This is a genomic window from Streptomyces sp. NPDC029296 (assembly GCF_055569255.1).
Window position 1 is genome coordinate 18,434 of the sequence record NZ_JBVHXT010000016.1, and the last position, 11,041, is coordinate 29,474.

Annotated in this window: 14 protein-coding genes and 1 tRNA gene; 12 read left to right on the forward strand and 3 right to left on the reverse strand. The window is 71.2% G+C overall.

What is annotated here, in order from left to right; translation table 11 throughout:
- Nucleotides 1–149 precede the first annotated feature (149 nt).
- The 11 genes from ACZ4W9_RS15995 to ACZ4W9_RS16045 all read left to right on the forward strand — a co-directional run bounded on the left by ACZ4W9_RS15995 (nt 150) and on the right by ACZ4W9_RS16045 (nt 7,966).
- Complete coding sequence (locus tag ACZ4W9_RS15995; RefSeq protein ID WP_467935995.1) at nt 150–1,001, forward strand: sigma factor-like helix-turn-helix DNA-binding protein; 852 nt, start codon at nt 150–152, stop codon at nt 999–1,001.
- A complete protein-coding gene (locus ACZ4W9_RS16000; RefSeq protein WP_467935997.1) occupies nt 998–1,819 on the forward strand; it encodes an integrase in 822 nt (273 codons plus the stop codon). Before ACZ4W9_RS15995 ends, ACZ4W9_RS16000 begins: the two co-directional genes overlap by 4 nt.
- Nucleotides 1,820–2,002: 183 nt before the next feature.
- Nucleotides 2,003–2,350, forward strand: a complete 348-nt coding sequence (locus ACZ4W9_RS16005; protein WP_467935998.1) for an SCO3933 family regulatory protein — start codon at nt 2,003–2,005, stop codon at nt 2,348–2,350.
- A gap of 5 nt (nt 2,351–2,355) precedes the next feature.
- A complete protein-coding gene (locus tag ACZ4W9_RS16010) occupies nt 2,356–3,720 on the forward strand; it encodes an FtsK/SpoIIIE domain-containing protein (protein WP_467936000.1) in 1,365 nt (454 codons plus the stop codon).
- An 86-nt stretch (nt 3,721–3,806) separates the two neighbouring features.
- Nucleotides 3,807–4,502 carry a DUF2637 domain-containing protein gene (locus tag ACZ4W9_RS16015; protein WP_467936002.1) on the forward strand — a complete coding sequence of 232 codons (696 nt, stop codon included), beginning with the start codon at nt 3,807–3,809 and terminating at the stop codon, nt 4,500–4,502.
- 13 nt (nt 4,503–4,515) lie between these two features.
- Nucleotides 4,516–4,695, forward strand: a complete 180-nt coding sequence (locus tag ACZ4W9_RS16020; RefSeq protein ID WP_030734401.1) for a mobile element transfer protein — start codon at nt 4,516–4,518, stop codon at nt 4,693–4,695.
- A gap of 14 nt (nt 4,696–4,709) precedes the next feature.
- Nucleotides 4,710–4,865: a hypothetical protein gene (locus ACZ4W9_RS16025; protein WP_365946786.1), complete on the forward strand. Its 156-nt coding sequence runs from the start codon at nt 4,710–4,712 to the stop codon at nt 4,863–4,865.
- A gap of 19 nt (nt 4,866–4,884) precedes the next feature.
- Nucleotides 4,885–5,184 (forward strand): SpdD-like protein, encoded by a 300-nt coding sequence (locus ACZ4W9_RS16030; RefSeq protein ID WP_467936210.1) that lies wholly within the window; start codon nt 4,885–4,887, stop codon nt 5,182–5,184.
- Nucleotides 5,185–5,275: 91 nt separating this feature from the next.
- A complete protein-coding gene (locus ACZ4W9_RS16035) occupies nt 5,276–6,622 on the forward strand; it encodes a replication initiator (protein ID WP_467936005.1) in 1,347 nt (448 codons plus the stop codon).
- Entirely contained in the window at nt 6,615–6,797 is a 183-nt protein-coding gene (locus tag ACZ4W9_RS16040) for a helix-turn-helix domain-containing protein (RefSeq protein ID WP_030782002.1), read from the forward strand. The genes ACZ4W9_RS16035 and ACZ4W9_RS16040 overlap by 8 nt, the downstream gene beginning before the upstream one ends.
- Nucleotides 6,797–7,966, forward strand: coding sequence for a site-specific integrase (locus ACZ4W9_RS16045; protein WP_467936007.1), 1,170 nt, complete (start codon nt 6,797–6,799; stop codon nt 7,964–7,966). The genes ACZ4W9_RS16040 and ACZ4W9_RS16045 overlap by 1 nt, the downstream gene beginning before the upstream one ends.
- Before the next feature lie 97 nt (nt 7,967–8,063).
- On the opposite strand, the gene ACZ4W9_RS16050 is transcribed toward ACZ4W9_RS16045, so the two are convergent.
- The 3 genes from ACZ4W9_RS16050 to ACZ4W9_RS16060 all read right to left on the reverse strand — a co-directional run bounded on the left by ACZ4W9_RS16050 (nt 8,064) and on the right by ACZ4W9_RS16060 (nt 10,040).
- Nucleotides 8,064–8,137 (reverse strand) — tRNA-Pro (locus ACZ4W9_RS16050).
- Nucleotides 8,138–8,203: 66 nt separating this feature from the next.
- The gene (locus tag ACZ4W9_RS16055; RefSeq protein WP_467936009.1) at nt 8,204–8,962 is read right to left on the reverse strand and encodes a Pr6Pr family membrane protein; all 759 of its coding nucleotides are present in this window, start codon (nt 8,960–8,962) and stop codon (nt 8,204–8,206) included.
- Between the two features lie 151 nt (nt 8,963–9,113).
- On the reverse strand, nt 9,114–10,040 hold the full coding sequence (locus tag ACZ4W9_RS16060) for a metallophosphoesterase (RefSeq protein WP_467936011.1): 927 nt from the start codon (nt 10,038–10,040) through the stop codon (nt 9,114–9,116).
- A 250-nt stretch (nt 10,041–10,290) separates the two neighbouring features.
- Between ACZ4W9_RS16060 and ACZ4W9_RS16065 the strand changes: the two genes are divergently transcribed.
- Nucleotides 10,291–10,758: a GatB/YqeY domain-containing protein gene (locus ACZ4W9_RS16065; RefSeq protein WP_467936013.1), complete on the forward strand. Its 468-nt coding sequence runs from the start codon at nt 10,291–10,293 to the stop codon at nt 10,756–10,758.
- Nucleotides 10,759–11,041: the final 283 nt, after the last annotated feature.

Sequence of the window (11,041 nt, forward strand, 5' to 3'; positions counted from 1 at the left end):
GTACGCATAGTCGGCGGTGAGGCGTGAGCCCGAGAGGTGTGCCCCGGAGGAGATCGCGCTTCTACGTGATCGGCGTACGTTCCGGGCGGCGACTGCCTCCCATTCCGTCTAGGGCCCTAGACTCCTGGGTACTGCTGGGAGGTGAGGTCATGTCGGACGAGCTCCAACGGATCATGACGATCGATGATCCGTACCTGCTGTTGCGCGAGGTGACGACTCGCTTGGCGGACGCGCAACAAGAGGTGACCGAGCTGGCCCGCCTTCGCCGCCGAGTGGTTCAGGACCTGCACGCGCAAGGGTTGTCGTACGCGCAGATCGCCGCGAAGGCCGGTCTGAGCCGCGGGCGGATCCACCAGATCCGGCACACCGGCCCGGCGCCGGAAGGGGCCTTCCTCGGCCGGGGCGCCGTCACTGTCGCCACACCGTTGCGGCGGGACGACGAACGCGGTCGGACCGTCGTCGCCGTGGACGACGTCAGTTCCGGGAAGCGGTTGGAAGACCTGGCGCGGTCGTACGGGCTCGACGTCGCCTCGGAGCATGTGCCGGTGACGGGCGAGATCGACCTCAACCGGGACGGCCTGATCGTGGTCTGCGGCCCCCGCATGTCGCAGGCCATGTGGGACACCTACGCCCAGGACCCGGTTCTCCGCTGGGAGCGTGCGGAAGACGGGCCCTGGACCGTGGTGGATCGGCAGACCGGCACCGTGTACCGCTCGGGGCAGGACAGCGACCCGACCCGGCCGTACGACGTCGGCTATCTTGGCCGGCTGCCGCGACCGGACGGCAACGGCTCGCTGCTCGCGATCGCCGGTATCCACACGCAAGGCTCCCTTGGCGTCGTGCAGCTCCTCGCCAACGACCTGAACGTGATGTGGGGCCAGGTCGGCGACCGCCGGTTCTCCACCCTGGTGGGTGTCGGGTACGACCCCGAGACCAGCGAACCGCAGTCCGTGGAACTGCTCTGCCCCCTGTACCGGCACGACGAGGAGACGGCGGCGTGAGGGTCGACCTCGCCACGCTCCCCGCTGACCCGGAACGAGAGAACGAGGACTTCGCCGCCGCCACTCCCGGCGCGGCCGTGCTCCTCGACGGCGCCGGCGTCGGCGGTGCCGAGACCGGGTGCACACATGGTGTCGCCTGGTTCTCCGGGACGCTGGGCGGCCTGCTGCTCCAAGCCATCTCTGCGTCCCCCGCCCGTCCGCTCGCCGAGTGCCTGGCCGACTCGATCGACCGCGTCCGCTCGCTGCACAGCGACAGCTGTGACCTGACGTACCGGGCCAGTCCCACCAGTACGGTCGTCGCCGCACGGATCAACGGGGAAGGGCTGGAGTACCTGGTCCTCGGCGATTCCTCCTTGCTCTTGGAGGAGAAGGACGGCGGTACGACCATCGTCACCGACCGGCGCCTGGACGAAGTCGGCAAGCGACTGCGCGGGCCGGTCGACTCGCTGCCCACCGGCTCGCCCGAGCACTCCGCCGCGCTCGCCGACTACCGGGAGGCTTTGACCGGTCTGCGTAACCGGCCGGGCGGCTTCTGGATCGCCGGCCCCGATCCGCAGGCGGCCGAACACGCGCTGACCGGCACGGTGGCGCTTGACTCGCTGTCCACCGTGACGCTTCTGAGCGACGGCGCGACTCGGCTCGTCGACCGCTTCCAACTCGCCGACTGGGCGCAGTACTTGGACGTGCTCTCTTGCTCCGCTCCGGACGAACTGATCCGCCGTGTCCGAGAGGCCGAGAAGAGCGACCCCGACGGCCGGCGCTGGCCGCGAGGTAAGGCGCACGACGACGCGACCGTCCTCCACTGGGCCGTTCGGTAGCCCTCTCGCGCGCTTACCCGGCCACGCCGTATACCCCCCTAGACAGTTGATGGGCTGTCGGCTACCTTCACTGTCAACCCCCCTAGACAGTTGGGGGTGGTTGCCCCCGCTGTTGTCTAGGGGGCTATTCAACCTGCTCAGCGCCGATCTCAGGGCGCCCGAAGACTCCGTGAGGTACTGACAGTGCGTGTAATCCCCGTAGACACCTCTGCCGCAACGCTGCTCGTCACCAAGCTCCCTGAGGTCAAGGTCAGGGACCGTCAGACGGGCGAGGTCGCCGTGGACCCGGTGACCAACCAGCGGCTCATGACGCTGGAGCTGGTGTTCATCGCGGCCGGCGGCTCGGACATGATCAAGGTGACCATTCCCGAAGGGGGGATTGGAGACGGCCTGGTCATGGGCGCGCCGGTCATCCTGTCGGGCCTGGTCGCCCGGCCGTGGGAGAGCGAGTTCGGCGGGCGTAGCCGTCACGGCATCGCCTACCGGGCCGACGCTGTCATGGTCAACGCCCCGGTCGCGGCGCAGGGTTGATCGCCATGACTGGCCTCGCCTGGGTGCTGCTGCTGGTTCTGCTCCTCGTGGTCGCGCTGCTGGTGGTCCGTCGGCGGATGCCGGTGGTGTTCTGGTGGCTGGTCGGGTATCCGGTCGTCGCGTTGCGGGTGCTGCTGTCGTACCGGGCGACGATGGACGCGTGCGGCCTGACGGTCCCGGCTTCCGCCGTCCGGGTCGCCACGGCCCGGGTGATCGGGCGGCAGGCGGCACCCGTGCCGCCCCGGTGGTCCTTCCCCCGGCCCAACGCATCCGGTCTCGTCATGCGGCTGCGCATGGCGACCGGGCAGGCGCCCGAGGACTTCACCGCCTCCGCCGACCGACTGCGCCATGCCTGGGGCGCCCACGCCGTCCACGTACGCCCCACGAAACCGGGCTGGCTCGAACTGCGGCTCGTCGGGTGGGACGTGCTCGCCGATGTGCGGCCCGCCCGGCGCCAGGCTGCGGCCGAGCCGCTTCGCCTGCCGCTGGCCCTGCGCGAGGACGGCGACTGGCACGTACGCGACTTCCGTACGGTGCCGCACGAACTGATCCTCGGCGCCACGCAGTCCGGAAAGTCCGTCTACCTGCGCAACTTGCTGTGCGGCCTGGCCCGGCAGCGGGTCGTCCTCGTCGGGATCGACTGCAAATGGGGTGTCGAACTGGCGCCCTTCGCACCCCGGTTGTCGGCGCTGGCCGACGACCCGGATCGGGCGAACGACCTCCTCGACGCGCTGCTGGAAGAGATGGAGGACCGGTTTCGGCTGATCGGGCTCAGCGGTGCCGATCCGGACGCTGTTCTCACCTCGGACGTCTGGGGGCTGCCGGACGCCGTGCGGCCAGTCCCGGTAGTGCTGGTCGTTGACGAGGTGGCGGAACTCTTCCTCGCCGCGAACAGGGATGACGAGAAGCGGCGCGACGCGATGGTCACCAAGCTCGTCCGCCTCGCCCAGCTCGGCCGCGCGGCCGGCATCTACCTCGAAGTCTGCGGGCAGCGCTTCGGCTCGGAACTCGGCAAGGGCGCCACCATGCTGCGTGCCCAACTGACCGGCCGCGTCTGCCACCGCGTCAACGACGGAGCGTCGGCGAACATGGCCCTGGCCGACATCTCTCCCGAAGCAGCTCTGGCCGCCACATCCATTCCGGCCGACCGGCCCGGCGTCGCGGTCGTCGGCGACTCGTCCGGCGGATGGTCCCGCGTCCGCTCTCCTCTTCTCTCGCTCGAAGATGCGGCGGCCGTCTGCCGCGACACCTCGGCTCTGGTCCCTGAACTGCCCCGGCTCGACCGCTTCCGGCCCGCCATCGCCGTCGCCTCGGCCGGGCCGTCCTCCTCGACCGGCGCCACGCCCACCGCGCGCCCGGTGACCGAGTAGCCCCCTCCCTTCCCTACGGCCGGCGTGACCGCCTCGCGCCATGTCCCTACCCCTCCCATGCCCGAAACAGGAAGGAACCGGAGCCGATGCGTGCCCACCTGGCCCGCGTGGACGCCGTCGTTGTCCAGGCCGTCATCGCGGGCGCCCTGTCCTTCTCCCACTTGCACGACCTCGCCGCAGCGGCCGGACAGGGCGGATGGAAGGCGTGGGCCTATCCCGTCAGCGTCGACCTGTTGCTGGTCGCCGCCTGGCGCCGGATGCGCCAGTCGCAGCGAACGGGGCAGGCGGCGGGCAGTCCACGGCTGTGGTTCCTGGTGGCCCTTGCCGCCTCCCTCGGCGCCAACGTCGCCACCGCCGGACTCCTCGACCTGGACCACGTTCCCGCCTCGCTCCGCGTGGTGGTCGCGGGCTGGCCCGCCATCGCCTTCTTCGGCGGCACTCTGCTGGCCCACACACCACACGGCCGGGAAACGCCGACGCTCCCAGATTCGCCGACGGCTGCCCCGCACGAGCAGGACCCTGATCCGGCCGCCGTCGACGTTCCGGTGCCGGAGGAGCTGCCGGCACCAACCCCCGATCCGGCCCGCGACGAACCGGAAGCCGTCCCGGCTCCACCGCCGCCCGGCCCCGCCATCGCGCTCCCGCCCGCCCTCATCCAGCGCGCCCGGGCATTGGCCGACGAACACCGCTCGGCCACCGGCCACCCCGCCGACCCCGACGCCGTCCGCGCCCGGCTCGGCCTTCCCCCGTCCATGACCGCCTCGGTCGCCGCCCACCTGTGAGAGGAGCACCGCCATGAACCGCCGCTTCCGCAACGTCCGCCGTATCGGCCCCGTGAACGTCGCCTCCTACATCGACCGCGGCAGGCACCGCCACCTGGCCGCCTGCACCGCACCCCGCTGCGACTTCTCGGCCGAGTACGACTCCCGCGCCGCCGCCGAACTCGCCGCACGTACCCACCGCTGCTCGGCCTGACAGGAGATCACCGCATGCGCGTCCCGCTCTGGCTCGCCCTGCTCTGCGTCGCGGTCCTGGGCGTCAAGCTCATCCGCCCGCCCTGGTGGCTCGTCGCCGTGCTCCTCCTCGGCGGCTACCTGCTGACCGACAGCCTGCTGGCCCCCGTCATCGACTCCCTCGTCAAGTGACCCGTAAGGAGCCCTGCTCCTGATCCGGCCGAAGATCCCCACCATGCCGCAACCGACCGTCCCGGTCGCCGCGCCCACGACTGCCGTAGAACCGTCCGCAGCTACCCCGGTCACGCCCTCGACGCCCACTCCTCCGGTGCCGGCCCGCCCGGCCATTCAGTTGACGCCCGGCACGGCGCTTGCCCTCGTCGGTGGTGGAACCGCCGTGGTCCTGGTCGTGGGTGCCGTCCTCGTCTCCATGCTGCTCGCCGTCACTGTGACCGCGACATCGGTCGCCGTGTGCGCCGTCGTTCTCCGCTCTCTCCTCACCCGCCGCTGAACCAACGACTCCTTTCGTCTGCCCTGAATGTCTAGCCCCCTAGACATTCAGGGCAGGGCTCAACACCCGCACCACAAGGAGGAACCTGCACATGCGCCCACCGGCTCCCCTTGGAGCCATCCGTCACCTGGCCGCCCTCGCCCGGCACAGCGACCTCGGCTCCTACGCCCGGCAGATCCAGCGCCTCGGCGGCTGCGAGCGGCCCGTACGAATGGAGGGTCACCGGCTCGACGTCCACGCGGCCACCGGCGAGATCGTCCGGGAGATCACCGACCGCGACCTTCCGGCCGGACAGCTCCTCATCCGATGCAACAACCGTCGCGCCACCCGGTGTGCCACCTGCGCGGAGACGTACCGCAAAGACACCTTCCACCTCGTCACGGCCGGGCTGAGCGGCGGTAAGGGCATCGGTCCGGCGGTCGCCCGGCACCCCCGCGTCTTCGCCACCTTCACCGCGCCGTCCTTCGGCCCGGTCCACAACCGTCCGTCCGGCGGCCGGTGCCGCTGCGGACGTACGCACACCGAGGACGACCCCGCTCTGGGCACGCCGCTCGACCCGGAGCGCTACAACTACCGGGCGGCCGTCCTCTGGAACGCGCACGCCGGCGCTCTCTGGGGCCGCTTCACCACCTACCTGCGCCAGCAGATCGCCACCCGCGCGGGCCTCACCCGCTCCGCGACGCGTGACCGCCTCCGGGTGTCGTACGCCAAGGTCGCCGAGTACCAGCGGCGCGGCGCCGTCCACTTCCACGCGGTCATCCGCCTCGACGGCCCCGGAGGCGCGGAGGACGACCCGCCGGCCTGGGCCACGACCGAACTCCTCACCGACGCGATCCGCTCGGCCGCCCGCCTCGCCGAGACACCCGGCCCGGTCCTCGACGGCCATGCCCACGTATTCCGCTTCGGCGACCAGCTCGACATCCGCCCCATCCGCCCGGCGGACTTCGCGGGCACCTCGGAGCTGTCCAGCCGGGCCGTGGCCGCCTACATCGCCAAGTACGCCACCAAAGGCGCCGAGACGGCCGGCACCCTCGACCGCCCCGTCCGCAACCCGATCACCGACCTGATCGCATCCGGCGTCACCGACCACGCCCGCCGGATGATCCTCACCTGCTGGCACCTCGGCGCACTCCCCGAACTCGAAGCGCTGCGCCTGCGCAAGTGGGCCCACATGCTCGGCTTCCGCGGCCACTTCTCCACCAAGTCCCGCACCTACTCCGTTACCCTCGGCGCCCTCCGCCAGGAACGCGCCGACCACAACGAAGCCCTGGCCCGCGCCCGCGCGGCAGAAGCGGACCACCCCTTGCCCGACCCGGACACCGTCCTGGTCATCACCCACTGGCGCTTCGCCGGCACGGGTCTCACCGCTGCCGAATCCCTCTTCGCGTCCTCGCGCTCCACTGCCCCCACCATGCAAGGAGAACCCGACCATGCGTGATGACGAACTGCTCACCGTCACCGAGGTGATGGCCCGCCTCAGGGTCGGCCGGTCCACGGTGTACGACCTGATCCGCACCCGGCGGCTGCCCTCGGTCACCATCGGCCGGTGCCGGCGCATCCCCGCATCCGCCCTGGGTGACTTCATCGCCGGACAGATGGAGCGTGCGGCCTGATGACCAAGCGTCGGAGCCGTGGTGACGGCGGCCTGCACTGGGACGAGAAGCGGCAACGGTGGATCGCCACGGCGAGCCAGGGTTTCGATCCGAGCGGCAAGCGGATCGTCAAGCGGGGGAGTGGCAAGACGAAGACCGAGGCGAAGAACAAGCTCAAGGAGGTGTTGCGGGACCATGAGGACGGTCTCGCGATCGCGCCCACCAACTACACGGTCAAGGACGCGGTCACCGACTGGCTCGCGTACGGCCTGGTGGGCGTCGACACCAGTACGGCCAAGACCTGCGCGATCCTGTGCCAGACACACGTCATCCCGTCGCTCGGTGCGCGCAAGCTCCGTGACCTGAGCGCGGAGGACGTGGACCGCTGGCTGGCCGCCAAGGCGAAGACGCTCAGCACGCGCACCCTCCAGTCGATCCACTCGTGCCTAAACCGCTCGGTCAAGCGGGCCATGGCCCGGGACAAGGTGAAGCGGAACGTCGTCGAGCTGTGCTCGGTCCCGCAGGGACAAGAGGGGCGCCCCTCCAAGGCACTCACCCTCGCCCAAGCCGAGGCCGTGCTCAAGGGCGCCGAGGGGACCTCGATGTACACGTACATCGTCGTCGCCCTGTTGACCGGGGCACGTACCGAGGAACTGCGGGCACTCACCTGGGACCACGTCTTCCTGAAGGGCAAGCCGGACGCCGACCCGCCGCAGCCTCCGCACATCGCGGTATGGCGCTCGGTCCGGCCGGGCGGGGACACCAAGACACGGAAGTCCCGGCGCACCCTCGCCCTGCCGGCGCGCTGCGTCGAAGCCCTCTGGCAGCAGTTCGAGGACCAGGGCTGGGATCGGCTCGCCGCCGGCGGCAAGTGGGAGGAACACGGCCTCGTCTTCTCCTCGGCCGTGGGCAAGCCGCTCGACGCCGCGAACGTCCGCCGCGCCTTCCGCCAGGCGCTGAAGGGCATCGACGGGATCGACCCCGACGAGTGGACCCCGAGGGAACTGCGGCACAGCTTCGTGTCCCTGCTCTCCGACCAGGGCGTGCCGCTGGAGGAGATCTCCCGGCTCGTCGGACACTCGGGCACGGCCGTGACGGAGGAGGTCTACCGGAAGCAGATCCGGCCCGTGATCCAGACCGGCGCCGTGGTCATGGACGGGATCTTCGGCCCGCAGGAGCGACGGTCGTAGACACGCGGAAAGCGATAGTCACGCAGATAGACACGCACACAAAAGAAGGTCGGGATCCTAGGAACGTTCCTAGGATCCCGACCTGCTCTTTTGGCTGTCGGGGTGGCGGGATTTGAACCCACGACCTCTTCGTCCCGAACGAAGCGCGCTGCCAAGCTGCGCTACACCCCGGTGTCGCTGCTTCCCGCGGCGACGACGTTTACTTTAGCCCACTGGGGGCTGTAGGCGAAATCCGGTTCAGACGCGGTGGCGGGTCGGGGACGGGCGGGTGTGGTCCAAGGCCACCAGGAGAATGCCCAGGGCGTAGATGCCGAGGCCCAGGAGGAGCGCGTTCGCCAGGGTGCCGCGGTAGCCGTGGGCCGTCACGTCCAGGAAGGGATAGAGGTGGCGGGACGGGTCGGTCGGCGGGAGGAACGCGGCCCGGATGAAGGAGAAGGCCAGGTAGGCCAGGGGATACAGCAGCCACGCCGCGGCCTGGCGCAGGTGCAGGCGGGGCGCCGGTGTGAGCAGGAGCCAGTCCAGTACCGCCGCCGCCGGGACCAGCACGTGGAGGATCTGGAGCGCCGTCCACTGGGCGTGCCAGCGCTCCGGCGCCGTCGTCGCGCCGGTCAGCGAGAACGGGGGCGTCGTGTGGGCCAGGAGCAGGTGGTAGACCAGCGCGCCGATCACGACGTAGAGGAGCGCGGCGCCGGTCACCGACGACGGGAGCGGGCGGCGGGCCCGCCAGGCCCTCGTCGCCGACAGGAACATGATCAAGGCCACCAGGACGTTGGCCTGCACGCTGAAGTAGCCCAGTACGCGGGCCGGGCTGCCCAGCAGCAGCTCCAGCGCGACCCCGCCCGCCGCCGCCACGGAGATCAGCAGGCGGAACACCGCGGCCGACGGGCGGCGTACCGGGCCCACCACCGCCGTGGCCGGGACCGGTGCGGGCAGCAGGACGGGCGGGCCCGGGACCGCGGGCAGGTCCGGGATGTCCCTGGGTATCGGGGCGGTCATGCCCTCACGCTAGGAGCGGGGGAGGGGTGCGGCCAGGTGGGTTGGGCCGGGTGGGTTACGGGCTCCGGTGCCCGGGTCTCGGCGACCGGGTCTCGGTGACCGGATCCCCGGTTCGGGACCAATCGTGAACCCTGCCCCAGCCCCCTGCCTCCTACCCCCGCTCCACCAACGTCAGCAGCGTCGCCTCGGGCGGGCAGGCGAAGCGGACCGGGGTGTAGCGGTTGGTGCCGCAGCCCGCCGAGACGTGGAGGTAGGACGTACGGCCCTCCGCCGTGTGCGTGGACAGGCCCTTCACACGGTCCGTGTCCAGGTCGCAGTTGGTGACCAGGGCGCCGTAGAAGGGGATGCACAGCTGGCCGCCGTGGGTGTGGCCGGCCAGGATCAGGGGATAGTCGTCCGCCGTGAACGCGTCCAGTACCCGCAGGTACGGCGCGTGGACCACGCCGAGCGAGAAGTCGTGCCCCTCCGACGGGCCGCCGGCCACCCGGGCGTACCGGTCCCGCTTGATGTGCGGGTCGTCCAGGCCGGTCAGCTCGATGGAGGCGCCCTCGATCTTGAGGACTCCCCGTGTGTTCGTCAGGTTCAGCCAGCCCGCCGAGTCGAAGCCGTCCCGCAGGTCCTCCCACGGGTTGTGGACCGCGCCCACCGCCGGCGCGTTGCCGTTCAGCCCGTGGCGTCCGCTCGCCTTCTCCAGCAGGTAGCGGGCGGGGTTGCGCAGCTTGGGGCCGTAGTAGTCGTTGGAGCCGAAGACGTACGCCCCCGGGAACTCCATCAGCGGGCCCAGGGCGTCCAGCACCTCGGGGACGCCCTCGGGGTCCGACAGGTTGTCCCCGGTGTTGATCACGAAGTCGGGGCGGAGCCCGGCCAGCGACTGCAGCCAGCGCTGCTTCTTGCGCTGGCCGCCGACCATGTGGATGTCGGAGACCTGGAGGACGCGCAGCGGGCGCATGCCCGGGGGCAGGACGGGGACCGTGACCCGTCGGAGGCGGAAGGAGCGGGCCTCGAAGCCCGCCGCGTAGACCAGGCCGGCGGTGCCGGCCGCCACGATTCCCAGGGGGATTCCGTATCGCGCGCGCATCTGTCCATCGTGTCAGACGGGTTGGGCGCGCCGAGACCGGCCACCGGTCCGGCGGAGGGGGACGAGGACGACAAGGACGACGGGGACGGGGGCGGCGGTGGAGAGGCGGGCCGGGGCGGACGGGCTCCGGTCGCGCAAGGGACGGGCCCTGGGGGAACGGGGCCGGTGGCGAAACGGATGGGCACCGGGGGATGGGGCCGGCGGGGAAATGGGCGGGCACGGGCGGACGTGTACCTGCGACAATCGGGCCATGACCACCACGCTCAAGTCGAAGCTGCAGGACGACCTCAACGCCGCGATCAAGGAGCGCGACGAGCTCCGCTCCTCGACGCTCCGGCTGACCCTCGCCGCGATCACCAAGGAGGAGGTCGCGGGCAAGGAGAAGCGGGACCTCTCCGACGACGAGATCCTCAAGGTGATCACCCGCGAGGCGAAGAAGCGCCGGGAGGCGGCCGACGCCTTCGCCCAGGGAGGCCGTCCCGAGCAGGCCGAGCGGGAGAAGGCGGAGGGCGAGGTGCTCGCCGGCTACCTGCCCAAGCAGCTGTCCGACGAGGAACTGCACGCGATCGTCGAGCAGGCCGTGGCGGAGGCGAAGGCGGCCGGTGCCGAGGGGCCGCGGGCCATGGGCGCCGTCATGAAGATCGTGAACCCGAAGGTGGCCGGGCTGGCCGAGGGCGGCCGGGTCGCCGCCGTGGTGAAGAAGCTCCTCCAGGGCTGACACCGCCCCAGGCCCAGGCCCAGCCACTGACCCAGCCCCGGCTTCGAGCGTCGCCGCCTGCCCGGACCTATGGCCCCTACCCGTACCTATAGGCCCTACCCGGACCTATGGTCCCTACCCGGAACCTACGGGCTCTGAAGGGGGCAGGGAGGCTACGGGTCTGCCGGCCACAGGTCCACAGCTCTACCTCCACGGCCGCGGGGGGGGGGGGGGGGGGGGGGGGGGGGGGAGGGGGGGGGGGAGGGGGGGGGGGGGGGGGGGGGCGACAGGAAAAGAAGGGCAG

What these genes read in the sequence shown, in the direction of transcription:
- ACZ4W9_RS15995 (WP_467935995.1), top strand. Translation starts at nt 150, where the DNA reads ATGTCGGACGAGCTCCAACGGATCATGACGATCGATGATCCGTACCTG.
- ACZ4W9_RS16010 (WP_467936000.1), top strand. Translation starts at nt 2,356, where the DNA reads ATGACTGGCCTCGCCTGGGTGCTGCTGCTGGTTCTGCTCCTCGTGGTC.
- ACZ4W9_RS16015 (WP_467936002.1), top strand. Translation starts at nt 3,807, where the DNA reads ATGCGTGCCCACCTGGCCCGCGTGGACGCCGTCGTTGTCCAGGCCGTC.
- ACZ4W9_RS16020 (WP_030734401.1), top strand. Translation starts at nt 4,516, where the DNA reads ATGAACCGCCGCTTCCGCAACGTCCGCCGTATCGGCCCCGTGAACGTC.
- ACZ4W9_RS16025 (WP_365946786.1), top strand. Translation starts at nt 4,710, where the DNA reads ATGCGCGTCCCGCTCTGGCTCGCCCTGCTCTGCGTCGCGGTCCTGGGC.
- ACZ4W9_RS16035 (WP_467936005.1), top strand. Translation starts at nt 5,276, where the DNA reads ATGCGCCCACCGGCTCCCCTTGGAGCCATCCGTCACCTGGCCGCCCTC.
- ACZ4W9_RS16040 (WP_030782002.1), top strand. Translation starts at nt 6,615, where the DNA reads ATGCGTGATGACGAACTGCTCACCGTCACCGAGGTGATGGCCCGCCTC.
- ACZ4W9_RS16045 (WP_467936007.1), top strand. Translation starts at nt 6,797, where the DNA reads ATGACCAAGCGTCGGAGCCGTGGTGACGGCGGCCTGCACTGGGACGAG.
- ACZ4W9_RS16055 (WP_467936009.1), bottom strand. Translation starts at nt 8,962, where the DNA reads ATGACCGCCCCGATACCCAGGGACATCCCGGACCTGCCCGCGGTCCCG.
- ACZ4W9_RS16060 (WP_467936011.1), bottom strand. Translation starts at nt 10,040, where the DNA reads ATGCGCGCGCGATACGGAATCCCCCTGGGAATCGTGGCGGCCGGCACC.
- ACZ4W9_RS16065 (WP_467936013.1), top strand. Translation starts at nt 10,291, where the DNA reads ATGACCACCACGCTCAAGTCGAAGCTGCAGGACGACCTCAACGCCGCG.